This window comes from Pseudanabaena sp. lw0831 (genome assembly GCF_016584665.1).
In the GTDB taxonomy this organism is placed as follows: Bacteria; Cyanobacteriota; Cyanobacteriia; order Pseudanabaenales; family Pseudanabaenaceae; genus Pseudanabaena.
This window is the reverse complement of record NZ_BBJB01000069.1, coordinates 29,350-55,287: the sequence shown is the minus strand read 5'-3', so window position 1 is coordinate 55,287 and position 25,938 is coordinate 29,350. Positions and strand designations below refer to the sequence as shown.

Here is a 25,938-nt window from a genome sequence, read left to right as displayed (position 1 = left end):
TATGAAATGACTGAAAACTCAGATTTTAAGAATCAAGGAACGCAAGACGAGATCGCGCAATCAGGGCTGAAAGATGTTAGTGCTGGTCGTGATATTCATGTGCAGCTTATCCAAAATATTTATCATAATTCACACCAAAAAACTGAATCGAGTGAATCAAAAGGAGCGCCGCAAAGATTGTCACAGGTAATTGCAAATCCATTTCAGCCGCTTAATGGCAGAATTGAGCAATCCGAGCAATTTTTTAATCGAGAGAAAGAGTTACGCGAAATTTTTGAAATTTTGAACGCTGGTAGTGGGGTGGAGTTGTTGGGCGATCGCCAAATTGGTAAGTCTTCAATATTGCATCAAATCAAGCATCTTGCGGCTTCAGCACTGACAGGGAAATGGGAGCCAGTTTATCTAAATTTGCAGAAAGTGCATACTGAGGCGGAGTTTTATGAGTCTTTTTGTGAGGAGTTAGGTATTGCCAACTCTACTGGTATTAACTTAAACCGTGCAATGAGGTCAAGGCGGGTGTTGTTGCTGTTAGATGAGAAAGAAAATCTGCAAGGTAATGGCTTTACAAGGGAGATTCGCGATCGCTTACGTGCGTTTGCTGAGGATGGATCGCTGCGTTTGGTGGTGGCTGCTTGTACGCCGCTCGATCGGCTATTTCCAGACAGCAAAGAGAATGGAATGACTTCGCCTTTTCAGGGGATTTGTTTGCGCGTGGAGCTTAAGCCTTGGTCAAAGGAAATAGTACGAAGATTTGTGACTGTAAAGATAGAAAATACTGGAGTTTGCTTTAGTGAGGAGGAAATGGAAAAATTGTGGCTAGATAGCCAAGGGCATCCACAAAAACTGATGAAAGCTTGTTTTGATCTTTATCGTCAATATCGCTAAAACCCATGACTGAAGAAACATCCACATCACAAGTCCCACTCCTTGACCTCGCGCCAAAACTCAAGCGTCCTCTATCACTCTGGAATCCACTTGATTATCTATTACTGCTCTATTGGGTGTTCTATTTTCCACAAGCGATTCGTTGGTATACAGAAACCTTTTGTGAGCCTCCACATAAATCAAAGTCGCTAACATGGCGACAACGATGGCAATTATTTAAGAATAGCCATTTTAAAAGGCAACTGATAATAATGTGCTTTCTTCTTACAATTTCTACTCCTATTGTAATTGGTGGTTGTTTGGACATAATAGGTCTGCAAATTAACTGGTATAAGATGGCAATTGGGTTGCTAACAGGGATAGTATTTGGTGGATTAGTAGGAGTATTTTTAGCTTTTAAAATAGCAGGTGTGTTGACATTTAGTTTAATAGTTAGTGTGGTAAATGCTTTCTCAAGTACTTTTCGTTTAGCTTCTATTTTAATTGGAGGATTATTGGGAATTGGCATTGGAGAGGGTATAACAGGTGACTTTTCAAGAATATTATTGGGTATGATAGCAGGGGGGATAACAAGCGGGGTAGTAACTGGGTTTGTCGATAGTTTAACTGTAGGAATGGCGGACAACTTATCAGTCACCATAGTAGTAATTACTATTCTTGTTATAATTTTTAGACCTGATGACTGGGTTCTCTCTATTTGGCGAATTCCAAGAATTACGACTCTAAAATTTTCACGTCTTACTCGTCAGTTAAATATTTGGCTAGAGAATGATTGGAGAAAAGGGATAATAAATGCTAAACAATTACTACAGTATTCTCGTCAATTTATACCTATTCAAATAGCAATTAATGAAAAATTAGCTGTCACACCATCCAATCTTTTAATTGAGCGTATAGCGATACTAAGTAATCTTATTGAGGATTGGGATATTCTTATATATATTTCTGGTTCTCTTAATGAACTTCTGTTAAAACTTAAATTTAGCGAAGGGGTTTTTTGGTTTTTCTATAGAACATTTTTCTTTAATAGATGGAATGCTAATCAAAACCAAGGCTTTACTACATATTGCTCAGTTATAAAAGGCTTTTGGTATTTAGATAAATCTGCGAATGAAAAAGATATGATTGGAACCAATCTTTGGAGATCTGAAACAATATTTGAAGAGTTAAAGCATATCAAAAACGGTGAAGAAATGCATATGATTACTAGAATATTAGGCGACTTCAATGATGCACGTAGTATACCTAAACTTCTTAAACTAAAGCCGTCAATTTTGACTACCTCTCAATTACTTAGACCTACTACTTGGTCTGCAATCAAAAAGCTTATTCTTGTTTTAGAAAATATACGTCTTGTAGATTCAGTTTCATCGCCAACTGTACGTTCTTTTTCTCTCAACCGAGCATTAGGCTTCATTACAGAAATTCAAGATGAATTGTTATTGCTTCCTCCTGAAGACGCTCGTATCGAAAGACCAATCATCCAAAACATTACTATTATTTGGCGGGATATTCTTTTAGCGGTTGCTGCTGAAATTGGACAGGTTGAAATTAAGAGACCTATCGCTAATCCCTACACTATCGGTGATCCTGTTATGGGAGAACGTTTTATTGGACGAGAAGATCTTCTTGGGCAGCTCAAAGAACTCTGGTTTATAAACTCTTCTCCACAATCAGTTATCCTTTATGGACATCGCCGCATGGGTAAAACCTCCATACTTCGCAACGCCACAACCAAAGTTAATTCCCAAGTCAGCGTCGCCTATGTTAACCTCCTCAGCATCGGCAGCGCTCCCAACGGCATCACCGACATTCTCATGGCAATTTGTGACGCAATCCAAGAAGTCACCGACATCACCGCCCCAAGCAATAACGACCTCTTCCAGTTCCCCGAAACCGCCTTTCGTCGCTATCTCCAACATGTCGAAAAAGACTTTACAGGCACAGGACTAATCATTGCCCTCGACGAATTCGAGAAAATCGAAGAACTGATCGATGCAGGTAAACTCAGCAAAGACTTTCTCGGATTCCTGCGGGGTATGGTGCAAATGAGCAGCAAACTCGCCTTCGCCTTTGCAGGACTGCACACCCTCCAAGAAATGAACGCCGACTACTTCCAGCCCTTCTATGCCAGCTTTATTCCTATCTCCGTCGCCTTCCTCACCCGTGAGGCAACCCACCAAGTCCTCGCCAACCCCGATCCCGAATTCCTCCTCGAATACGAACCCGCCGCCCTTGACTATATCTACGACCTCACCAACGGACAGCCCTACCTCACCCAACTAATCGGCTTCCAACTCGTGCGACTATTTAACGACTATGTATTCGAGCAAGGCAAACCCCGCGATCGCACTTTCACCATCGGTGATGTCCACACCGTCTGCTCAGGCGAAAACTTTTTTAACACAGGCATCAACTACTTCAATGGAGTCTGGCAACAAGCCGCCGAAGGGGCAACAAATCAACATGAAATCCTCAAAGCCTTAGCTCCCCATCCCCAAGGACTCACCGAATCAGAATTAATCTCGCAAACTAATCTACCTAGTGAGTCTCTGCAATCCGCCCTCAAAACACTCAAAGATCACGATGTTATCCACAATTTAAACAATGGCGAAACCCAATTTGCGATCGCAGTCGAACTCTTTCGTACTTGGGTCGTTAAATACAAACTGAGAGATTAAACAAAATAAGCTATCAAACTCATTTCCACTCATCCCGTGGAATTAGTAAATTGAAAAGGGGCAGCCCAAATTCTAACCTGTGACGATTGGTACAACTGTAGACAATCAGACTCAAATTTTAAGCGGTGCAAAAGTAGGCGATCGCGTATTTGTGAAACTGCCTGACAAAAAGCCATAAAGAAAAGAGAGTTTGTATTTTTACAATTGGATTTACATGACAACACAAAAATGGAACAAATCATTCTCAGCAATGATCTTCTCGACCTTTAATATGCAATCATCTAGGTCTTCAAGTAACTCTTCTGAGAGATGCTGTTTACCTAGCTCCAAAAGACTTTCTCGCTCAGATTCGTTAATTGCTACATATTCACGTAAAGCTCTCAACATTGGTAAAGCCTGCGAAGGATTGAACCATGATGCTTTATCTCTCAGTACTTCCTCATCAGGAAATTCGTCATCTTCAGACATATTTGCCTCAAAGTCAGTCCAGTCTAGGAATGAAGAAATCTTCGCCAAACCTTGCTGTTCGCATATTAGATCCAGCTTCTCTACAGCATAAAACAGCGCCGAATGATCCCAGTCATCACCTTCTGTGGTCTTGCTCTTGCTTAAGACCCATATTGTTGTTCCCATTGATTAACTCCAAATAAGTACAATGATTCTGATTTAGATATTACAATGCTTTGCGCTCACTCCAGAACCAATAGATCTTTTGAAAGTGTTGCTTCTCAACACTTTCAAAAGATCTATTGTGGTTAGATTATAAATTGACACGATTCTTTAATTCAGTAACGGCTGCTAACCAAATTGACCAACTTACCACCGTCAACACCAACTTCTTCAGGTGATGGTAATCGACTAGCGATTTTAATTGATTGAGCGCTGTCCTTTTTTCTATATTGACAGGCTATACCTTTAGGAGCTTTTCTGCACTTTTTTTACCCCAAAAAACTTCTCAAACACGCTCTTCGTCTAAAATTGGTAATGTTAACCAAAAGCGGGAACCAATATTAATCTCACCAGTTACCCCGATCGCACCACCGTGAGCTTGGACAATTTGCCGACAGATGTAAAGCCCTAAGCCAAGACTGAGCGATCGCCGATTAAGTTTAGTATGATGCCTGCCTTGAGTGTAAAGTTCAAATAGATGTTCACTTTGTTCATTAGTCATACCTACGCCATTATCAGCAACCTCACAAAGGAGCTTATTTTCAGGACTTATCTTTGCCGAAATTGTGAGTTTGAGATTTGGCGGATTATGTTTAATCGCATTAGCAATCAGATTTTGAAAGACTCTACAGACATGAGCAGCATCAGCGAAAATAAGTGGCATTTCGGGCGCTATTTGCACAACAACTTCCGTTTCTTCTTTATCTAAAAGTGGTTGCAAATCATCGATCGCAGCTTGGATGACCTCCACGATCGCCACAGGTTGAGGATGAATGACAATTCCATGGACATCATTCACGTGAGACTCCAGCAATGAGTTGATTAACGCTAACTGTCGATAACCACTCTGTTGCATTCTCTCAAGCGTAGATTTTGGTAGTAGAACATTTGCGTCATTTATGCTTGCTGTCTTCGCCAAATTATCTAATACCATCAATAAACCTGTGACAGGATTCCGTAAGTCGTGGGAAACTGCATGGAGAAAGATTGTTAAGGATTCCTCGGCACGTTTGCGATCGCTAATTTCAGTTTGTAAATCCAGATTTTGGGACTCGATGGTCTGGCGCTGTTTCGCGATCGTTAAATGGGTGCGAATTCTGACCAATACTTCTTCATGGTCAAATGGTTTGGTTACATAGTCCACGGCTCCCAATGATAAACCGCGCACTTTATCTACTGTTTCTGAGAGCGCAGTCATAAAAATAATCGGGATTTTGACAGTTTCAGGATTTGCCTTGAGGCGTTGGCAAGTCTCAAAGCCATCGATACCTGGCATCATCACATCCAGCAAAATTAGATCGGGCTTTACATACTCAATCTGTTCGATCGCACTTTCGCCATCGGTTGCCACCAATACTCGCAGCCCCACATCTCGCAGCAAGTTCACCAACACACTCAAGTTGGTGGGATTGTCATCGACAACTAACACACAGCCATCTAAGGAATGACATAAATTTGAAATTTCAAGAGGTTTATCTGTGGTTTTAATGGAATCGATTGGAAGGCGATCGCTCATAAAGTTAGGCTGTAGTTAATCTCAATTATTGCAGCTTTTTACAGCACTTTTTACTCAAACCCAAACCAAAAAAATTTGAAAGTGTTGCAAAGCAACACTTTCAAATTTTTTTGGTTTTTTTGATCGTACATCGCTGCAAAGATTCAACCCAACTAAATATTTCAAAAACTACGCAGACTTGCCGATAGCGATCGCCCAGTACCGCCACGCCGCAGCATGATTAACTCTGCGCCAATACTAACCGCAATTTCCGCAGGAGTTAAAGCGCCGATATCTAGACCAATCGGCGCATAGATAGATTTAAGTTTAGCCGCAGAGATTCCCATTTGTTTGGTTTGTTCGTACACTTGCATCACCCTCCTCTCACTGCCAATCATGCCGATATAAGCACAGGGTAAATCGCGATTTAGTAAAGCTGTTAAAGCATCCAAATCATAGCGATAGCCGCGTGTGACTAGAGCCACATAGAGACTCGGATGATTTGAGAGTTCCCCCAAAGCTTGATCGATGTGAGAATAGATAAAAGGAGCTTGAGGATATCTTTCTGGAGTTGCCCATTCAGGACGATCGTCCTGAAGCGCAATCTGAAAACCGATTAAATGCGCGACCTTAGCAAGCTGTTCCCCCACATGCCCCGCACCGACGATCAGCAATATTGGCACAGGCTCCAACATCTCAATAAAAACCTCCCCATCTTTTTCCTTTTTCCTTTCTCCTTTTTCCTTGATCAAGTATGGATGTGCATCACTAAAAGGCGTAACCAAAGTAAGCGATCGACCTAATTTTAATTCTGTCAGTATCTGCTGCGCGATCGCGATCGCAGCCTCGCCATGCCATCGCTCTAAAAGGATCTCCATCCAACCACCGCAAACTCCCTCAGTCTGACGCTTGGGCGATCCAGTTAGGTCAATTTCTATCCGCCTTTTTTCTCCAGTTTGCAGAACTTCTCTTGCCTGCGAGATTACCTTTGCCTCTCCTGCACCACCACCGATCGTGTCAATGCAGCGATCGCAAGTAATTAGCATTTTCGCCCCTATCTCTCTCGGCACAGAACCTTTAGTGCTAATTACCGTTGCTACGACCACAGCGTCTTGACTAAGTAATGATAAAAGCTCTTTGTAGATCATACTTGCAGAGCCGATAGAGAAGCCGCCTTCACCGACTCGATCGCCCAGAGGGTCGCCTCAGGTGTAGCAGGAAGCGCCAAGGGCACATAGTCAGCATTACCAAAGGCGGCGACAGCACTGCGAATGGATTCTCTTACGGATATCGCTAGCATAAATGGAGGTTCACCGATCGCTTTACTACCAAAAATTACACCATCTTGAGCGGCGCGTTCTAGTAGATTGACATTGAATTGTTCGGGAATTTCGCTAACAGTGGGAATTTTATAAGTACTTGGCGCGTAGGTTAGCAATCGACCGATTTTATCCCAGACTAATTCTTCCATAGTCAGCCAACCCATCCCCTGTACAAAGCCACCTTCGATCTGACCTTTATCAATTAATGGATTAATTGATTCTCCAACATCTTGGACAAGATCCACCTGTCGTAGTTTAAATGTACCCGTGAATCCATCGACTTCGACTTCACTCACAGCCGCACCGTAAGAGAAGTAATAGAAAGGACGACCCTTGTTCAGCTTGGCATCCCAAAAAATATTTGGCGTGCGATAGAAGCCATTTGCCGAGAGGCTAATCCGCTCATTATAGGTTTGCTTCACCACTTCCTCAAACGCGATCCTTGCGCTGGGATAGGTGCGGCAATAGATCCAATCATCCTCGAAAACAAGATCTTCGGGGGCATCAAGATTGAGCATTTTTACAGCCACGGTTGCCATGCGTTTCCTCAGGATTTCACAGGCATCCTTGACTGCTTGACCATTGAGATCGGAACCACTAGAGGCTGCTGTCGCTGAAGTGTTCGGGACTTTATCGGTACTTGTGGGCATGATCCGAAAGCGATCGAGTTTGACACCAAGGGACTTTGCGGCGACTTGGAGCATTTTTGTATGTAGCCCCTGTCCCATTTCTGTGCCACCGTGATTTACCTGAATGCTGCCATCGGTATAGATGAGAACTAGTGCACCTGCTTGGTTGTAATCGGTCTTGGTGAAGGAAATCCCGAACTTCATAGGAGTAATCGCAAGACCGCGTTTTTTGTAGGGACTTGTTTGATTGAATTGGGCGATTTGGGCTTGCCGATCGCTAAAATTCGATTTTTCCTTGGCTTCAGTCCATACCAGATCGATGCGGTTATGAACTATATCCTGTCCATAGTGAGTGGTACTAGTTTCGCCAGTCCCATGATAGAAGTTCCGTTCCCGCACGACTTCGGGCGACAAACCGAGGGTACGTGCTATGCGATCGACAACTTCTTCACAAACAACCATGCCCTGTGGCCCCCCAAACCCGCGATAAGCGGTATTAGAAACTCGATTAGTTTTAGCAATCCATCCTTGTACTTCCAAATGAGGGATGTAGTAGGCGTTATCGATGTGCATCATCGCTCGCATCAATATAGGCGGCGACAGGTCAAGGCTCCAGCCCCCGTCTGCATATAGCTCAGCTTTGAGCGCTGTAATTAGTCCATCGTTAGTAAAGCCAACTTGGTATTTGCCTAAAAAGTTATGTCGCTTGCCTGTAACGATCATGTCTTGATGTCGGCGTAAACTGACTCTGGCAGGACGACCCGTTTTATAAGCTGCCAAAGCTGCGGCGGCAGCAAAGGGATTAGCTTGAGATTCTTTCCCCCCAAATGCGCCTCCCATCCGCAGACAGGTAACGACAACATGACTGCTGGGCAATCCCAATACCCGCGCTACGATTACTTGAGTTTCACTGGGATGTTGGGTTGAGCTGTAAACTTTGTAGCCATTCTCTCCATCAGGAACTGCCCAACTGGTATGGGTTTCTAAATAGAAATGATCCTGCCCGCCGACTTCCAGTTCGCCTTCGAGGATGCGATCGCAATCTTTAAGAGCCGTATCAGGTTCGCCGCGTTTAATAACCTGCTTTTTGAGATGGTAACTATCCGCAGCGATCGCCTCTTGAATACTGATAATTGCTGGCAAAGGCTCATATTCGACAATCACCTTGGTAGCAGCTTGACGAGCCGCTTCTTCAGTCTCACCGACTGCCCAAACTACCACCTGTCCCCAGTAGCTCACTTCATCAGTGGGCAGCAATACTTCATCGTGAATGATTACACCCGTATTGTTTTCACCTGCAACATCATCCGCCGTTAGGATCATCACCATTCCATCGACTTCATAGGCGGCGGTGCAGTCAAGCTTGGTGATTTTGGCATGGGCATGGGGCGACAGCACAGGATAAAGGGAAAGCATCCCTGCGGGGAGACGTTGATCGTCTGTATAGACAGCACTGCCGCTAACGTGACCTGCTGCGCTTTCATGGCTTTTTTTGTTACTGACTTTTTGATCTGTAATCGTCATTTTGTATTCCTTCCATATCTACAAAAAATCTATTGCATACCACTTGAGGCAGAGCTTCAACTGGTTTCTTCAACTATGTTCAACAAAAAACTTCTCAAATAGATTTCCTACTAGCATCTTGCGATAGTCAGTACTTCCACGAAGATCGCTAAGAGGCGTAAATACCTTATGCAGAGCAGGCTTCACCGATCGCACAGTTTCTATTGTCCAAGGTTGACCGACTAGCATCGATTCGACCGCGATCGCTCTAATTGGAGTTGCCGCGACACCACCATAGGCAAGACGCGCATGGAGAATTTTTTGGTCAGCATCTAGATCAATCACAAAAGCTGCTGCCACGATACTGATATCGTCAGTGCCACGCTTGCCGATTTTGTAAGACTGGCTAAGTCGTTTAGTTGCGCCAGAGGCGATCGTTTTGGGAATTGTCACTGAATAGATGATTTCGCCTTGCTTCAGTTCCGTTTGCCGATAGCCTTTAAAGAAATCAGCTAATCGTAAACTGCGATCGCCTTCAACACTATCTAACTTCAAGGTCGCATCAAGGACCAGTAACACAGGTGGCAAATCGCCAATGGGAGAAGCCGTGCCAATATTGCCGCCTAAGGTCGCCCGATTGCGGATCTGCCTTGCCGCAAACCAATGCAGCATTTCATCAAGGCTAGGGAAAACACCATGCAGCAAATCTTCAATATGACTGAGGGGAACCGCCGCGCCAATCTCCACATAGTCATCGGTTTGGTTAATCTGCTTTAGATCTGCAATTGCTTCCAAGGAAATTAGCACTGGGTAAGTCCGCCGATGCCAACTCATTTCTAATCCCAAATCTGTTGCACCCGCAACCAAGGTCGCTTCGGGATATTGCTGAAGTAGTTGCAGTGCTTCTGACAGCTCTGTGGGGCGATAAAATTGCTGCTGGGCATTTATATAGGCGATCGCAACCAAATCAGAATTTTTTTGAGCTAGCTCAGTGCTGAATTGATCATCGGGAATTGTTGTCGCTAATTGTTGCGCTGCTTTGCGGATTGGTATATAGCCTGTGCAGCGACAGAGATTGCCCTCAATGCAGATGTCATTGCTCAGGCTGCCATTGTAGTAAGCCGCAAACATACTCATGATGAAGCCAGGAGTGCAATAGCCACATTGCGATCCTGCCGTTTCTACCATCGCGGTTTGGACTGGATGCAGTTGCCCATTGGCGATACCCTCGGCAGTAATCACCTCTCGTCCTGCGATCGCGCCGATGGGAACTAAGCAACTATTTACAGCTTGATACTGGGGCTTACCATGACTATCTTTACCTACGATATTGACAGTACAAGCACCGCAGTCACCATCGCCACAACCCTCTTTGGTTCCCACATAGCCATTTTGGCGTAAATAGTGTAGCAGGGTAGTCGTAGGTGCAAGATTTTTAACGCGGGAGATTGCACCGTTGAGGGTGAACGTAAAGTCAGTTACGGAAATAGGGCTTACCTGTTGAGTCACGGGAATCTCTCTGCGGGAGTAACAAATTGACAGGCTGATATAAATCAATTAATTAACGAATAGACTTTGCTTAAAGTGCGCCAAGATACAAAAAAAGAATAATTAGTGTGACGCGGCTACGCCGCGCCACACTAAAGACAAAACTAACACCGCATGAAATTGGGTTTATATTATGAATAGTTAAACTCACCTACTCATCTATGAATATCCGCATTGGCAATGGTTATGACCTGCACCGACTCGTTAGCGATCGCCGCCTGATCCTTGGAGGTGTCGAAATTCCTTATGAAAAAGGACTACTAGGACATAGCGATGCCGATGTGCTGACCCATGCAATCATGGATGCCATGCTGGGAGCGCTTGCCCTTGGTGATATTGGACATTATTTTCCACCCTCTGACCCCAAATGGGCAGGAGCCGATAGCATTATGCTATTGCAGCAAGTACAGGAGCTAATCGGAGCACAGGGTTGGCGCGTGAATAATCTTGACTCAATGGTGATTGCCGAAGCGCCCAAACTCAAACCACATATTAAAGCAATGCGCGATCGCCTAGCTCAAGCAATGAATTTGCCGATTGATTGTGTCAGTGTCAAGGCTACCACTAACGAAGGCATGGATGCGATCGGGCAAAAAGAAGCGATCGCAGTTCACGCCGTAGTTTTATTAGTTAAAAGCTAATGGCTAAATGTAATTGTGTTGCGGTCGCTTCGCTACCGCAACACAATTACTAAAAAATTACTTTGTTTTGTTGAATTTTTAGGGAAGATGGCGATCGTGAGAAAAAGTATTCAGAAACGAGCAAAGGTCAAGCAATGGAAGGCATTGGTATTACTACTACTGATTAGTATCTGTTCCCTACTGCTTTGGGGTTGTGCGATCGCACCAGAAACTATAAAGAATCGTTTAGTAGTTCCCCTTGATGGCGACATCAAAACTTTTAATCCTGTCTTAATTCAGGAAGCTTATAGTGGCATTGCGATCGGCTATACACTCACTGGGATGATCACCGAAAATCCAATCACCAAAGATTTAGAACCTGAATTAGCCGAAAAATGGGAAATTCAACAGGAAGGTAAGCAACTAATTTTCACGATGCGCCCTGATTTGAAATGGTCAGATGGTCAACCTCTCACTGTTGATGATGTTTTATTTACCTATCAAAATGTGATCTTCAACGAGAAGATTCCCACTGGCACTCGTGATGTCCTGCGAGTTGGACAATCACAAACTCTTCCCAAAGTTGAGAAGCTCGACGATCGCCGTATTTCCTTCTTTCTGAGCGAACCCTTTGCACCTGCTTTACGCACCATCGGTGGGATTGGTATTTTACCTAAACATGTTTTTGAACCGACCCTCAAGGAAGATCCGAAAGTTCCTAATCAGAAGCTAAAGTTTTTAGAAACATGGACTCTTACAACACCTGTCAATCAACTAGTTGGCAGTGGCCCATATATAATCCAAGAATATCGACCTTCTGAACGCATCATCTATAAGCCCAATCCCTATTACTGGAAAAAGGGATTTCCCTATATCAAACAATTTGTCATGCAGATTGTGGAATCTCCAGATACCGCCCTACTGCGCTTCAGATCGCAAGACCTCGATATGTATCGCTTACGCGGCGAAGACTATCAATTGCTAAAGCGTTTTGAACAGCGCGATCGCTACAAAATCTATAATGCTGGCCCCTCTACAGGTCAGGCATTCATCATGTTCAACCTAAATAAGGGCAAAAATCCTAAAACTAATGAAGCCTTTGTTGATCCGAAAAAATCAAAATGGTTTAATGATGTCATCTTCCGTCGCGCTGTTGCCTATGCTATCAATCGAGAAGCGATAATTACCAATCTGTCGAGAGGCTTAGCCCAGACTCAAAATTCACCAGTTTCTATCCCTAGTCCCTATTTCTTCCCTCCCGAAAAAGGACTCAAAGTTTATGATTATCAGCCTGAAAAGTCAAAAGAGATTCTTTTGCAAGCAGGATATAAATATAATTCTGAACAACAACTTCTCGATGCTCAAGGTAATCTGGTGCGCTTTACTTTGCTGGCTCCAGCGGGTGGTAGGGTTGCAATGGGAGCACAAATTAAGAGCGATTTAGAAAAAATTGGCATGAAGATTGACTTCACTCCCGTTGATTTTCGGATTATCTCCGATAAGCTCGACAATTCGAAGCAATGGGATGCGACGATTCTTGGCTTTACTGGTGGTGCTGAACCGAATAGTGCGATTAATCTTTGGGCAACTGATGGTGATTCCCATATGTTTAACAAGGGGCCAGTTGGCGACGAGCCACCTTTCCCAGGTCGTGAAGTTGCTGACTGGGAAAAGAAAATTCATTCTTTGATGATCCAAGGTGCGCAGGAACTAGATGAAACTAAACGCAAAGCTATCTATGCCGAATATCAACAATTAGTTCAGGAACAATTACCACTAATCCATTTAACGATGCCTCTGTACTTAGTTGCTGTACGCGATCGCGTTGAGAATGCCCAACCATCGGCATTAGCTGGGAGCACTGGCGTGACGGGAGCATTGTGGAATCTAGAACAATTGAAATTGAAGTCCTAGAAAAACAACAGTGTTTTGCGCTCCAACCCGAAACAACAAAAATTTTAAAAGTGTTGCTTTGCAACACTTTTAAAATTTTTGTTGTGGTTTGATTGAATGAAAATAGTTATAGGATTTTTGCAGCATCGTTGCATTCAACTAAAGGCTAAACGCTCAACCCAATTGAAACTGTATGTCGGAAACTCAGCCAAAACTTAATGATCCTTCTGTTACGGTAACGATCGCTAGACGAGTTAAACCAGAATGCAAAGATGAATTTGAAGCTTTTTTGACTGGTGTAACCAATGCTTGTGGACAATTTTCTGGCTATCTGGGCAGCAATGTATTTCGTCCAGTCAATGCTGATGACCCAGAATATCGCATCATCTTTAAGTTCGATCGCTTGAGCAATTTACGCCATTGGGAAGCCTCGGCAGAACGCCAGCACTGGTTTGCGATCGCCGAACCTCTTACCATTAGTCCTCCACAGATTCAAGTGCTAACTGGTTTAGAAACTTGGTTTACGCTACCAGGTAAACCCGCGATCGCACCACCACCTCGCTATAAGATGGCTTTGGTGACTTGGCTAGCTGTGTTCCCTTTAATTACAATAATTTCTACAATTTTTCAACAGTTTTTGGGGATGTTGCCTTTAGTGTTACGAGTGGCAGTAGTGACAGCGATCGCCGTGCCAACGATGACCTATTTACTGATGCCACAGATGACAAGGTTATTTGCATGGTGGCTATATCCTTCTATGGAAATGACTCTACCAACAAAGGATGTCATCCCTGCGATCGCTGACAATTCCCAAACTATTCCACTACCTAATTTACAAGCCACAAACATAGAGGAAAATCAGCAGATTGCTATTTCCTTAAATTCCTAAGAAACCATTTAAGAATTACTTGCTGCGGTCAAAAGCTCTAAGAGATCCCCCTCAATCCCCCTTAAAAAGGGCTGGGCTGTTTCAAGAATGAGTAAGTAAACAATAAAAGTAAAAAGTAGACATAAGAAAGACATTTGGTGGATAATTTTAGCCAATAAATTCAAACTAGGCAAAAAATGAGTAAAAGCTTAGTAGATTATCTCAAGGCAGTACCCGATCCACGAGAAGCCCAAGGGAGTCGCGACGATTTATGGCAAATCCTGCTGATCATCATCATGGGAATTATGAGCGGAAAGCATACTTATCGAGGATTAGAGAGATTTGTCGAGAGACATAGGCGCAAGTCTGATAAAGAAACTAGCACTCAAACCATGAACTTCGTTTATTTGTCATGTATTGATATTGCAAAATCTAACGATTTTAGTGGCTTTTAGCCCTAAGTATAATTACTCATTGCAAACTTGAGGTGCACCCCTTATAAAGGTTATATTATTTGCTAAAAGCTGGGAAGCAGATTCAGCATCAAGTGGCTTAGCAAATAAATATCCTTGACCGTAACATTTATCTAAAGAAGAGCCAAATAAAGTTTTGAGAATTGCTAGCTGAGTAGATGTCTCTACCCCTTCAACTACAACACTCTTTCCTAGCGTAAAAGCTAATGTGCCAATTGCTTTGACAATTACCCATTCTTCATTATTAATAAAAGAGCGATCTATTTTGAGAATATCAATGGGAAAGTCAGTTAGCCGCCTTAGAGATGAATAGCCTGTACCGAAGTCATCAATACAAAACTGAATATTTAGATCTTTTAATTGATCGAGAATCTGTAAAGTGCGATCGCGATCGCCCATGACTGTACTCTCAGTTATTTCTAGTTTTAAACTATGGGGATTAATTTGTGATTCCTGTAATATCTCACGGATATATTCCACTAAGTTAAACTCTGAAAGCTGCTTAGTTGATACATTTACACTCATCGTCAAATCCGTATATTTGGGGAAAGATTGTTGCCAATTCTGTAATTGTTGGCAAGCAGTATTCAGTACCCACCGCCCAACTGGATAGATTAAATCTGTTTTTTCGATAATATCAATAAAATCAATAGGAGCAATCAAGCCCCGCTGTGGATGTTGCCAGCGAATTAGCGCTTCAAACCCCGTGATTAAGTCAGTCTGGAAATTTACAATTGGCTGATAGAACAATCTCATCTCTTGTCTGTCAATAGCCTCTTTTACCTCCGAGTATAAATCCCAGTTAAGTCCTGTCAGACTAGAGATTTCTTTTTGCAAACTAATATTCTGCATCTCTAAAAGTTTAGTTTGCTCTAAAAGCTGTGCTTGAAGTGAGCTTACCCGTATGTGAGTCTCCACTCTTGCTAGTACTTCGATTAAATGAAAAGGCTTATTAATAAAATCTATGCCACCAACAGTAAACGCTTCAATTTTCTCTTCTACATTTTCAATCGAGCTAATAAAGATAATTGGGATTTGATGCGTTGATGGATTATTTTTGAGATGGCTACAAACTTGATATCCATCCATCTCAGGCATTCTAATATCTAGTAAAATCAAGCTTGGTAGATGAGTTTTGGCAAGATCAATCGCGTCGATTCCATTTGTAGCTTCTAAAACAGCATAGCCTTGGTTAGCTAGCATAATTGATAGAATTTGCAGGTTATATCGAGTGTCATCAACAACAAGAATAGTGATCTTACTTTTACTCATTAGAAACAGAAAAGTTAACGTATCAACTAGCGATTATATAGCGTTTATAGCATTTTCGCGTTTCGTTGGTTACAGGTAGCGAGGGGAAAGTTATTTTGATCGTAAAGCTCTGTAAGTAGCTAGGCATAGAAAATGAAGATGCAGCGATTGAGATCCCCGACTTTTACTATGCAATCACAGATCGATTTTGACAGCCACAAAAAAAGTCGGGGATCTGTGCTTTTATAGGTTTCTTTTGCCGACAGATTGCAAATCGCTATATTTAAAATTGGTATAAAATAGAAAAGCACGATGCGATGAGAACTTTATGGAGTCCGATCAATTGCCTGTAGAAGAAAATTTAAAAGAATGTTTAGATCAATCTCACCAAGGAGAATCCCCTGAAGCGATCGCGTCATTAGAAAATAAATCAGACAATGAGATCGTTGAAGCCGTTGGTGAGTCAATAGATGAAAATGTCCAGATCGATCAATCTCTATTTGACAATCGTGTCGAGCTATCGACTGATGATAAGGGTGATGACATTGAATCTAAAAACTTAGAAATTAAGGCCTTTATCACAGAAGCTGAACTAGAGGAACAGCCACAAGATAGTTTTAATACCTCAGAAATATTAACAATCATTAATCAACTTAAGCAAGAAGAGTCTGAGCTTAGGGGAGAGCTAGAGCGTCTTAAAAACATTAAGTCTAAAATCCTCCAAGACCAGTTAGACGATTTACAGGCAGGCATTATTCGGTTGGCTCAAGCTGATGTCGCTCGGCTCGAATATCAAAAACAAGAACTACAAGCAGCGATCGCAGTCCTTGAAAAACGAAAAGAGCGCCTTGACAAAGAAATGACTAGCACCTATGCAGGTACATCTCAAGACATCGCTATAAGGGTTCAAGGGTTTAAAGACTATCTGGTTGGTAGCTTGCAAGACTTGGTGGCTAGCGCTGAAAAACTCAACCTTGTAGCTCCAACTGCTCAGCCTGTAGCCGAAACTGTAGTACCCACTGCCAAGCAGCCAGCTAAAGAAGCTGAGCCATTACGCCTATCTGAGCAAACCTTTGCTGAATATAAACAACGGGTCGATCAGCTTTTAGAGCGTTACCGAACCTTGCCCGATTACTATGGGCCAGCATGGAAGCTCAGACGAACCTTTGAGCAAGTCCATGCCGATCGCGTATCAAAGTGGTTTTTTGAGCAGTCTGGACGTGGGGCAATCCGCACGATGGGAACGCGCTTGCAAAATATTCTAGTCACTTCGGCAGCAATCTCCGTCTTAAAAGCAGTTTATGGCGAAAAATTGCGGGTACTAGTCCTCGCCACCTCGCCCGAACGTCTTGGCGAATGGCGACGCGGTTTCCAAGATTGTCTGGGCTTGACCAGAGAGCATTTTGGCTCTGACAAAGGTATTGCCCTATTTGAAGATCCTGAGCCACTCGCAACTAAAGGCGATCGCCTTGTCAAAGAAGGGCTAAGCCCTTTAGTTGTTATTGATGAGTCTGAAGAACTAATCGCCGTAGATTTGCTGCGATTTCCTCTTTTGATCGCTTTTGGCGGCGCACCTGAATCTAAGCCTGCTGCCCCTTCTGCTTATATGAACCGCGACATGAACCGGGATAGCAGCCGAGAAAGCACCAATAGTCGTGACTACATCCGTGAGTCTCCTCGCGATAATCCAAGGGATACGAGTCGCGATTATGCGCCGCCCAAAGAACGTGATAATCGTGATTATGGTGCACGGGAATATCCGAGTCGTAATTATGGCGATCGCGATCCTCGTGATACCAGCTATGGAAATAATCGCGGACGTAATAATCAAGATTCTGATTGGGACTGGTAAAAAAAAGGAGCGCGATGCGCTCCTATAAAAAAAGGGCGCATCGCGCCCCTTTTTTTTTATTTCTTAGCTGGTGCTACCTGAGGTGTAGCAGATTGCTTAGTGTTCTTGAGAATGTACTCAAACGAAGAGCGCGATGGCACAAACTGGAAGCGTTCGACTTCGGGATTGGGCTTATTATCCTTGGACACCATCGAGTCTAGAACTTGGAACAGTGAAGCAACTTGAATCTTAGTTGCCTTAGTAACATCGGGTTGATCTTTGCTAGCGCGATCGAGCAGGTTTTGTAGGTCAGTTTTATCAAGGAAGAATGGGACAACTTGCTCCTTTTTACCATTCTGATCAATGCTCATGGTTAGTAAGCCTTGGTTATTGGCTTGACCACCGATCGCAAAGAAAACTGGCACATTAGGAATTTTGTCAGCCGCAACTCCTTGCGCAGTCAAGATCGTCCGTGCTGAGTCAATACTTGCCTTAGCAGGGATAAACTGGAAAACGACTTTTTTGTCTTTGTTCTCGCGAATCACTTTATAAGCATCATTCATCGATCTCACGATGATTTGAGCCTTTTTACCAACTTCAGGATTCGACTTTTGGACTTGACTGAGCATCATTTGCGCTTCGTCGGGACCAAGGAAGAAAAACAAAAGCTGGCTGTCATCGGGCTTAACATTTGGTTGCGGAGGAACTGCACCTAAGAGCGGTGAGCCTTTATCATCAGTAATCGTGAAAACAGGAATACTGCCCAATCTCTCCAAAACTTGGGCTTCAGTAAGGGCTTCAGCTTTGAGAGTAAATATGGGACTAACAGCGATCGCCCCTGCAACACCTGCGGTGGCTGCTAGACTAACCAACGACTTGAATACGGACATATTTCTCCTAGCTACAATACTATTTATGAGGTTTATTTGAGATTCGGAATGCACAACAGTGTGAATGAGCCTTGAAAAGTTAAAAGTCAAAGATAATCATTGTCCGAAAGTAACTTTCTGGCAACTTTAACAATATTTCACGCAAAAAGACAACCTTTTTATACCAGCTTCAAACTAGTTTGTGCGTATATTGTCAACTTCTAAGACTCGAATATCATAAGTATAGTTCCTAAACCCCAGAGGTGAAGTTGCGGCGCTTCGCGCCGCAACTTCCTTTTTCGGTTTTGATTTAGTGCAATTAACGTAGGATGGGTTAGAGATCGCGTAACCCATCATTCTTGACTAATAGATGCGTTACGTTGCACTAACGCATCCTACAAATAATTAAGCCTTCTTACTTACCTAGCGATGTTATGCCACAAGATGAAAACTTTCTTAGCTTTGATGAGATTTTTGAGGAGCTAAATTATCGCCAAGCACAGCGCACTTTAAGAGATATTGTCGCAAATCTGGACTTGTCAGAACGAGAGCGGCGTGGACTAGAGGAGCCACTAGAAGAGCTGCAACAAATGCTGGATAAATTAGAGCGTCAAGTTCTACAAATAGCAGTATTTGGCATGGTGGGGCGTGGCAAATCGTCTGTACTTAATGCGCTAATGGGTGGTCAAGTTTTTGAGACTGGCCCCTTGCATGGTGTGACTACCAATCGGCAAGCCGCAGAGTGGCAGATATCACGAGAGGCGATGCAAACTAATGGCGATCGCACAATTCTCAAAGCTTCATTTCAGGGACGAGGTGAGGCAAGAATTGAATTAATTGATACTCCTGGGATTGATGAAGTCGATGGCGAAGGCCGAGCCGAACTCGCGAAACGGATCGCTCAACAAGCGGATTTAATTTTATTTATCGTCGCGGGCGATATCACTAAGGTTGAATATGATGCGCTGTCGGAACTGAGAGGAGCAAGTAAACCGATTTTGTTAGTATTCAACAAAATCGACCAATATCCGCCTGAAGACCGTATGGCTATATACGCCAAAATTCGCGATGAGCGAGTACGTGAGTTATTAACTGAAGATGAAATTGTGATGACTGCTGCATCACCATTGGTAGCAAAAGCCATTCGTCAGCCCGATGGCTCTTTTGAAGCCGAGCTAGTCAATGGGAAGCCCAAAATCGAAGATTTAAAGCTAAAAATTCTGGAGGTGCTCGATCGCGAAGGTAAATCTTTAATTGCTTTAAATACCATGATGTTTGCCGATATGGTGCAGGAGCGGGTGGTACAGCGCAAAATGTTTGTGCGCGATCGCCAAGCCAATCGCATCATCTGGAATTGCGTAATTACCCAAGCCGTCGCGATCGCCGTTAACCCATTCACTGTAATTGATGTCATCAGTGCCGCAATTATCGATATCTCAATGATCGTGGCGCTTTCCAAGCTTTATGGCATCAACATGAGCAATCGTGGCGCAATTTCGCTAATGCAAAAAATTGCGATCGGCATGGGCGGCATTAGTGCCAGCGAATTTCTTGCCACATTTGGATTAAGTTCCCTCAAAGGTTTACTGGGCATTGCTGCACCTGTGACTGGTGGTTTGACTTTGGGTGGTTATGTGTCAGTTGCGATCGCACAGGCAGGGGTAGCAGGGTTTTCCACCTACGCGCTCGGACTAGTTACTAAAGAATATCTTGCCAACGGCGCATCATGGGGAGCTGATGGACCAAAAGCCGTCGTTAAAAGGATCTTGGACACCATAGACGAAGATTCAATCTTGGCAAGAATCAAAGATGAACTCCGCGCCAAAATAGATCTCCGCCGACTGAGAAAAATATAAATTTATAAGAAGAACCCCCAAAAGAGATTAAATACTGTCGCCAAGATAAACAAATGAATCAAGACTATAAACTTTATCTAGATGTTTGCTGCTTAAACCGTCCCTTTGATGACTGGACACAGGAGAGAATTCGATTAGAAGGCGAAGTGATCCTGTCAATTTTTGAGAGAATCGTAGCAAAGCAATGGGAACTGATTTCTAGTGAAGCCATTGATGCAGAACTCTTAAAAATGAAAAACCTTGAGAAATCACAAAATGTGCAACGATTGCTAAATTTAGCAAGTGCCTCAATAATGCTTGATAGTAATATCGATCAGCGATCCCAAGAACTAGAAAACTTAGGCTTTGGACTCTACGACTCATTTCACATTGCCTGTGCTGAAATTGGTAAAGTAGATGTGTTGCTAACAACCGATGATCGCTTGATCAGTAGAGCAAAACGTTATGCTAATAGTATTAACGTTACAATCTCAAACCCAGTTACTTGGTTAATGTCTATTTTTCAAACTGAAGGAGAATCTAACAATGACATCCCTTAAACTTCGTGAACAAGGCTACCAAGTTTTATTGGAAAACTTAGGTCAGATTGCCACCATTCGATTTTTGCAAGAATTTGACTGGGGACATGGGGACTACACCCAAGAACATCAACAGATCTTAAAGAATGTCAGACGAGATGAATTTTGGTCAGATATTGCAAAACTTCGCCAATCCAAACAAATAAAAAATTAATACTTGATTGTTGCAGGGAATTTAGACGAAGAAGATATTGTCTTCTGTCAAGAGACTGGAAAATCTCCCGATCGCAAAATAATCTCTATCATGGCAAAGCTAAGTAAAATTCTGATTTTTCCAATCAAATCGCTAGATCTGATTGCATTAAATGAGGTCGAGATATCTGGTGGTGGCGCATTAAAAGGCGATCGCGAATTTGCCATGTTTGATAAAGGTGGGAAATACATCAATGCCAAGCGCAATACCAAGATTCATTTAATTAGAGCAAAGTACGAATTAGGCGATCGGCTAGTGCATTTGCAAATCCAAGATCGGCAAGAAGTATTCACTTTTCATTTAGATCGAGATCGAGATGCGCTCACTGATTGGTTAAGTAAATTTTTTGATCAATCTATAGAACTGCGTCAAAATGTTAGTAATGGATTTCCTGATGATCCTGAAGCATGGGGCGCAACCGTAATCTCAGAAGCAACTCTTGCCACTGTCCAGAGTTGGTATGAAAATCCCCAAATCAGTCTTGAGCAAATTCGCGATCGCTTCCGTACTAACTTAGAGATTAGCGATACTGAACCATTTTGGGAAGATCATTTATTTGCCAAATCAGGTGAAACGGTTCCCTTTAAAATTGGCGATGTCCAGTTTCTCGGCACAAATCCCTGTCAGCGTTGTCCCGTACCCACCCGTGACTCCTTCACTGGGGAAGTTTATCCAGAATTTCAAAAGATTTTCACTCGCAAAAGAGAGGCAACTTTACCAGCAAACATAGAGCGATCGCGCTTCAATCATTTCTACCGCCTTGCTCTGAATACATGCATTCCTCTAACGGAAGTTGGCAAGATTCTCAAGATAGGTGATTCTATTAGTAAGGAGATGGAAGGCAGAAGCGAAGATTGAAATCCCCAACTCAATCTCAAAACCTGCGATCGCTATTCACCAAAGGAAGACAACGAACGCGAATCCGATTTAATTCAACTGTAATAGCTGAGCCTTTCTCTAAGTCATCTCTACATTCACCAATTACAGTTAGTAACAAATCCGTTAATTGCTTAGCATGCAATCTTTCAATCCGAATCCGAATAACTGATGGAGTAGTAGCTTCGTCAAGCGCTAACAGAGCATGAAAATCTGCATCAAGGGTAACGACTACATAATTTTCTTCTTTTGCGCTTTGGATAATTTCTGCATCTTCGGCTTGGGAGAATCCAATATCAGCAACGTGGATCGCATCAATACCTTTAGCACATAATAACGCTGCCGCAGATCGTGGCAATCCTTGATCAAGCAACAGATTCATAGCGATTTTGTAGTTCAATAATGCGATCGTCAAGGTAAGAAGACACAAAAATTAGAGCTTGTTGGATATCTTCATCTTCTAGCTCTGGAAATTCTTGATGTAGTTCTTCTCGATTAGGATAAGTCACTAGTAACTCAATCACCCTGCGTACCGTAAGACGTAGATTACGAATACATGGCTGACCGTTCATTTGTTTAGGATTGCTCGTAATACGATCTAATCTCATGGAGAGTAGTCCAAACTCTTTAATCGTAGATATTATAACTTATAGGCGTTTTTGGATGATGCGATCGCCCTCAACCCAATCTCAACAAACCGCGATCGCTATAACTGTTTTATGCACCATAATAATATTGTTGGATTTGCCACAGGAGTTACAAACTAATGACTCAGACAATTGAAAGAAAATCCTTATACGAATCTGATTACCTGCTTTGGACTCAGGATACTATAGCTAAATTAAGAGCTAAAGACTTTGATCATGTAGATTTCGATAGTTTAATAGAGGAGATTGAGGATTTGGGGCGTTCTTATCGGGATGAGCTAGAGAGTCATTTGGATGTATTACTATCACATATTTTGAAGCGGTTATATGTTCCTCTAGTAAATGATTACAACGGTTGGGAAAGAACAATTAGAGAACAACGTAAGCAAATTAGACGACGCTTAGAAAAGTCTCCTAGTCTCAAGAATTACTTGTCTGAAATTTTCGATAAAATTTGGCAGGATGTAATCAAAGAAATTCGAGAAGATTATCCACAATATGACTTTCTCGATCTGTGGCAGTTTGAGCGAGATATCGACACATTGTTAAATAATAATTTCTGGAGTTAGTGTGAAAGCGATCTCCCCCAACTCAATCTCCACAACCCGCGATCGCTATCTCAGCAATTTATCATATTCAGCATGAGTACCTATCCAAACCCATAAGTATCCTTCTTCAATCTGGGTAGAGATCGCTCGGTAATTAGACCCAACTCTTACAGACCATACCTTCCCAACTTTTTTAAACTGCAAGGATGGATGCGAAGGATTATCTTTCAATGGCTGGAAGTTTTTATCAGCAAGGTCACGAATATCTACTAGTAGATGCTCATAATACTTCCAAAAGCTGGATGCTGTTTTATGATTCACAGATCTATTGTTTCTCCCGATTGATGTTCGGCAAGTGCAGCATTGATCAGGAAGTCAAGTTTGCCAGAATTAGAATCTGATTCGATTTTCTTATCCCAAATGGCTTGATCAAATTCAATAAACCATTCACGCAATTTTGCAAATGAGTCATAGTCAAGATCGGCAATCTGCTTTTCTATTAGCTCTATCTTTGTCATGATTTTTCGCGGTTACTTATTACATATTAACAATTTTATCGCCTATCCAATCCCAAACAATCCGAGATCGCCTCCAACTCAATCTCAAAACCCGCGATCATCTCAAACAAAACTATCAAATTGTTACATATGCATTATATGTCTATGTCTACATTTAAGAGTATCCAAAGCTTTTTCCAAAGATTCTAAGGGCTTCTGTTCGAGATTAATAATTGTAGGCAAGATCATTGTGGAAACAACTTTCCCATTAGCTGCTTCATGTGCTCTAGCAATATGATGAAAAGTTGCTTTTTGGACAAAATTTCCACTTCTATCTTTTAAATCTTTTATTAGATCGTATAAATGATGATAAACAATATTACCGTACGCAAGGGTATCATTCACTGACGGAATATAACCCTTATGAACTACAGCATTTCTGAATTCTTTCCAGTTTTTTGTATTACCACGAGAAGTATCAAGTAAATTTGGTTTGTCGTTATCAATAACAGGTGGTTCACTACCCTGATGATCTACTAAATATGTAAAAAGATAACCACCAAATTGTCTCTCAGACTGTGCTGAGACATGCTTCCATGTCTTCTCTAGATTTACTAACTCGATATTATGTTTCATACATGTAACGGTTATATAAAACTCATAAAACCGTTCTAATGAAGCAGCTATACTAGTAATTGCTTCTCGTGGATAACCATCAAGTAGAGCCATTGCACCAAACTCAAATAATATCTCGAATTTTTGTTGTTGTACAACAGTTAGAGTAGTATGCCCTTTGTTACAGGTGGAAGAATAAAGACCATCATCTCGAATTTCAACTGACTGAAACTCTGATGATGGCTCTAGTTGTTCCTGAAAACATTGCATACAATTTATTGGGATTTTCATATATACAAGTATCTAAGAATTTGAGATTGTGTAGACATTCATCCTTCATTTGGGCAACGCCCAACTTTTGGATTACAAGTTACATTCTGAGCTTTAGGCACTCAGAACCTTATGCAAAACTTTTTTATAAATGCATTGGAGTTTCAGCTTACCCATTCAGCCTCTAAAGATTGAGTCTCTAGAGATTGATCACAGGAGATCGCCAGATCAATCTGTTCTTTATTTATGGCATAAAATCTCAAGACTTCCGTTACCTGCTCCTCAGATAAATCATATTCATCAGCGATTTGAGCAGCACTCATACCCCACTTGTGAGCAGCGATCGTTAATGTTTGCACCCTTACTCCTGTTCCCCTAACCACAGGGAAAACCTGTCCACTCGCCCCTTGACGATAAGCAATTAGAGAAAATGATGCTTTGAGCGTACCGACTTTTTCTGTAACAGCCCACAGCACAAATTGATCCAGCGAAATTCCCTGATTTTGGGCTAACTGCTCGACTTCCTGCTTTAAGCGATCGGGTAAGTTTAATGTGTAGGCTGTCATAATCTATGCCATTTGATTTGTTTTTAGTTTAGCTGATTATTATTTATACTTATCAGCTAAAGCCAACATCGCATCTAGCTGAGAATCCATCAATAGACATTGCTCCAAATGCTCAATATACAAATCAGGCAACCATAAACTATTTGAACTCTGAGCATAATCCGCAGACCGCAAGCAAAAAATACTAATCTTCCCCTCTTCCCAAAACCAAACTTCAGGAACCTCTAGCAATTGATATTTTCTGAGCTTAGCGACATTACCACTCGTCACCACCACCTCAATACACAAATCCGAAATCTCTTTCTCCCTATCAAAGTTATAGGATAAATCCGACTGAAATTTGGTGCGTCCTTGCAAGGACTGCGTATATGCGCCAGTAGACACAAAGCGAATGCGCTTGAGCATGAAATATTGCCCTAACAACGCACCAAGTAAAGTACGAATCATTTCATAGAGTCGTCTGATGCCTACAATTTCTAAAACTCCTTCACAATAAATCAGGCGCACACCATCAATATCCGCAAAAGCAGATTCTAAAGCTTGGAACTGCTCCTACGTTACGAACTGCCTAACAATATGTTCGCGATCGGACTTAGCTAAAGCTTGGATCATGGCTTTGAAACTCACCGCTTCACGTACTGACATACTGACGTATTAACGTACTGATTTTAACTTATCATCACTTTTAAGTTTTTAGCGCCACCGCAATTTTCTCAGATCGCGATCAATGTTGTGGCTGTAACTGTAAATTAGTA

At 42.3% G+C, this 25,938-nt stretch carries 25 protein-coding genes and 1 pseudogene; 12 read left to right on the top strand and 14 right to left on the bottom strand.

All coding sequences use genetic code 11. The features are described 5' to 3' along the window. Positions 1-6 precede the first annotated feature (6 nt). Both APA_RS14490 and APA_RS14485 read left to right on the top strand, forming a co-directional pair. Positions 7-885, top strand: a complete 879-nt coding sequence (locus APA_RS14490; RefSeq protein WP_201322978.1) for an ATP-binding protein — start codon at positions 7-9, stop codon at positions 883-885. Positions 886-890: 5 nt separating this feature from the next. Beyond that, positions 891-3,566, top strand: a complete 2,676-nt coding sequence (locus tag APA_RS14485) for an ATP-binding protein (RefSeq protein WP_201322977.1) — start codon at positions 891-893, stop codon at positions 3,564-3,566. Positions 3,567-3,776: 210 nt separating this feature from the next. On the opposite strand, the gene APA_RS14480 is transcribed toward APA_RS14485, so the two are convergent. The 5 genes from APA_RS14480 to xdhA form a co-directional block, all read right to left on the bottom strand. Beyond that, on the bottom strand, positions 3,777-4,199 hold the full coding sequence (locus APA_RS14480; protein ID WP_201322976.1) for a hypothetical protein: 423 nt from the start codon (positions 4,197-4,199) through the stop codon (positions 3,777-3,779). A gap of 322 nt (positions 4,200-4,521) precedes the next feature. Beyond that, complete coding sequence (locus APA_RS14475) at positions 4,522-5,751, bottom strand: hybrid sensor histidine kinase/response regulator (protein ID WP_201322975.1); 1,230 nt, start codon at positions 5,749-5,751, stop codon at positions 4,522-4,524. A 161-nt stretch (positions 5,752-5,912) separates the two neighbouring features. Then, positions 5,913-6,878: an XdhC family protein gene (locus tag APA_RS14470; RefSeq protein WP_201322974.1), complete on the bottom strand. Its 966-nt coding sequence runs from the start codon at positions 6,876-6,878 to the stop codon at positions 5,913-5,915. Continuing rightward, entirely contained in the window at positions 6,875-9,205 is a 2,331-nt protein-coding gene (gene xdhB / locus APA_RS14465; protein ID WP_201322973.1) for a xanthine dehydrogenase molybdopterin binding subunit, read from the bottom strand. Before xdhB ends, APA_RS14470 begins: the two co-directional genes overlap by 4 nt. Positions 9,206-9,274: 69 nt before the next feature. Beyond that, complete coding sequence (gene xdhA, locus APA_RS14460) at positions 9,275-10,693, bottom strand: xanthine dehydrogenase small subunit (protein ID WP_236579589.1); 1,419 nt, start codon at positions 10,691-10,693, stop codon at positions 9,275-9,277. A 200-nt stretch (positions 10,694-10,893) separates the two neighbouring features. Here xdhA and ispF point away from each other — a divergent pair, with 200 nt between their 5' ends. The 4 genes from ispF (at position 10,894) to APA_RS14440 (ending at position 14,568) form a co-directional block, all read left to right on the top strand. After that, positions 10,894-11,373, top strand: a complete 480-nt coding sequence (gene ispF / locus APA_RS14455) for a 2-C-methyl-D-erythritol 2,4-cyclodiphosphate synthase (protein ID WP_201322972.1) — start codon at positions 10,894-10,896, stop codon at positions 11,371-11,373. Positions 11,374-11,460: 87 nt separating this feature from the next. Next, complete coding sequence (locus APA_RS14450) at positions 11,461-13,266, top strand: ABC transporter substrate-binding protein (RefSeq protein WP_374101363.1); 1,806 nt, start codon at positions 11,461-11,463, stop codon at positions 13,264-13,266. A 172-nt stretch (positions 13,267-13,438) separates the two neighbouring features. After that, complete coding sequence (locus tag APA_RS14445) at positions 13,439-14,134, top strand: antibiotic biosynthesis monooxygenase (RefSeq protein WP_201322970.1); 696 nt, start codon at positions 13,439-13,441, stop codon at positions 14,132-14,134. 176 nt (positions 14,135-14,310) lie between these two features. Next, entirely contained in the window at positions 14,311-14,568 is a 258-nt protein-coding gene (locus APA_RS14440; protein ID WP_201322969.1) for a transposase family protein, read from the top strand. Positions 14,569-14,580: 12 nt separating this feature from the next. Here APA_RS14440 and APA_RS14435 read toward each other — a convergent pair whose 3' ends face one another. Continuing rightward, positions 14,581-15,858 (bottom strand): EAL domain-containing protein, encoded by a 1,278-nt coding sequence (locus tag APA_RS14435; protein WP_201322968.1) that lies wholly within the window; start codon positions 15,856-15,858, stop codon positions 14,581-14,583. A gap of 307 nt (positions 15,859-16,165) precedes the next feature. Here APA_RS14435 and APA_RS14430 point away from each other — a divergent pair, with 307 nt between their 5' ends. Beyond that, entirely contained in the window at positions 16,166-17,689 is a 1,524-nt protein-coding gene (locus tag APA_RS14430; RefSeq protein ID WP_201322967.1) for a DUF3086 domain-containing protein, read from the top strand. 56 nt (positions 17,690-17,745) lie between these two features. On the opposite strand, the gene APA_RS14425 is transcribed toward APA_RS14430, so the two are convergent. Beyond that, positions 17,746-18,558, bottom strand: coding sequence for a Tic22 family protein (locus APA_RS14425; protein ID WP_201322966.1), 813 nt, complete (start codon positions 18,556-18,558; stop codon positions 17,746-17,748). Positions 18,559-18,971: 413 nt separating this feature from the next. On the opposite strand from APA_RS14425, the gene APA_RS14420 reads away from it, so the two are divergent. From APA_RS14420 to APA_RS14405, 4 genes are read left to right on the top strand one after another with little or no spacing between them, the layout of a single operon-like run. Next, positions 18,972-20,393, top strand: a complete 1,422-nt coding sequence (locus tag APA_RS14420; RefSeq protein WP_201322965.1) for a GTP-binding protein — start codon at positions 18,972-18,974, stop codon at positions 20,391-20,393. A gap of 53 nt (positions 20,394-20,446) precedes the next feature. After that, positions 20,447-20,932 (top strand): PIN domain-containing protein, encoded by a 486-nt coding sequence (locus APA_RS14415; protein ID WP_201322964.1) that lies wholly within the window; start codon positions 20,447-20,449, stop codon positions 20,930-20,932. After that, complete coding sequence (locus APA_RS14410; RefSeq protein ID WP_201322963.1) at positions 20,919-21,125, top strand: hypothetical protein; 207 nt, start codon at positions 20,919-20,921, stop codon at positions 21,123-21,125. Before APA_RS14415 ends, APA_RS14410 begins: the two co-directional genes overlap by 14 nt. 3 nt (positions 21,126-21,128) lie before the next feature. Then, a complete protein-coding gene (locus tag APA_RS14405) occupies positions 21,129-22,022 on the top strand; it encodes an MOSC domain-containing protein (RefSeq protein WP_236579588.1) in 894 nt (297 codons plus the stop codon). Between the two features lie 16 nt (positions 22,023-22,038). Here APA_RS14405 and APA_RS14400 read toward each other — a convergent pair whose 3' ends face one another. Together APA_RS14400 and APA_RS14395 are read right to left on the bottom strand one after the other, a co-directional pair. Then, positions 22,039-22,422 (bottom strand): DUF5615 family PIN-like protein, encoded by a 384-nt coding sequence (locus APA_RS14400; protein ID WP_201322962.1) that lies wholly within the window; start codon positions 22,420-22,422, stop codon positions 22,039-22,041. After that, positions 22,406-22,648 (bottom strand): DUF433 domain-containing protein, encoded by a 243-nt coding sequence (locus APA_RS14395; protein WP_201322961.1) that lies wholly within the window; start codon positions 22,646-22,648, stop codon positions 22,406-22,408. The genes APA_RS14400 and APA_RS14395 overlap by 17 nt, the downstream gene beginning before the upstream one ends. A gap of 158 nt (positions 22,649-22,806) precedes the next feature. Between APA_RS14395 and APA_RS14390 the strand changes: the two genes are divergently transcribed. Then, positions 22,807-23,256, top strand: coding sequence for a DUF29 domain-containing protein (locus APA_RS14390; RefSeq protein ID WP_201322960.1), 450 nt, complete (start codon positions 22,807-22,809; stop codon positions 23,254-23,256). Positions 23,257-23,301: 45 nt separating this feature from the next. Here APA_RS14390 and APA_RS14385 read toward each other — a convergent pair whose 3' ends face one another. The 5 genes and pseudogenes from APA_RS14385 to APA_RS14365 form a co-directional block, all read right to left on the bottom strand. Beyond that, the gene (locus APA_RS14385) at positions 23,302-23,556 is read right to left on the bottom strand and encodes a hypothetical protein (protein ID WP_201322959.1); all 255 of its coding nucleotides are present in this window, start codon (positions 23,554-23,556) and stop codon (positions 23,302-23,304) included. Beyond that, on the bottom strand, positions 23,553-23,753 hold the full coding sequence (locus APA_RS14380) for a hypothetical protein (RefSeq protein WP_201322958.1): 201 nt from the start codon (positions 23,751-23,753) through the stop codon (positions 23,553-23,555). The genes APA_RS14385 and APA_RS14380 overlap by 4 nt, the downstream gene beginning before the upstream one ends. A gap of 123 nt (positions 23,754-23,876) precedes the next feature. Further along, the gene (locus tag APA_RS14375; protein ID WP_201322957.1) at positions 23,877-24,617 is read right to left on the bottom strand and encodes a hypothetical protein; all 741 of its coding nucleotides are present in this window, start codon (positions 24,615-24,617) and stop codon (positions 23,877-23,879) included. A gap of 164 nt (positions 24,618-24,781) precedes the next feature. Then, entirely contained in the window at positions 24,782-25,183 is a 402-nt protein-coding gene (locus tag APA_RS14370) for a DUF433 domain-containing protein (protein WP_201322956.1), read from the bottom strand. Between the two features lie 39 nt (positions 25,184-25,222). Further along, positions 25,223-25,723: pseudogene (locus APA_RS14365) on the bottom strand (Uma2 family endonuclease); the annotation flags it as partial. Positions 25,724-25,938: the final 215 nt, after the last annotated feature.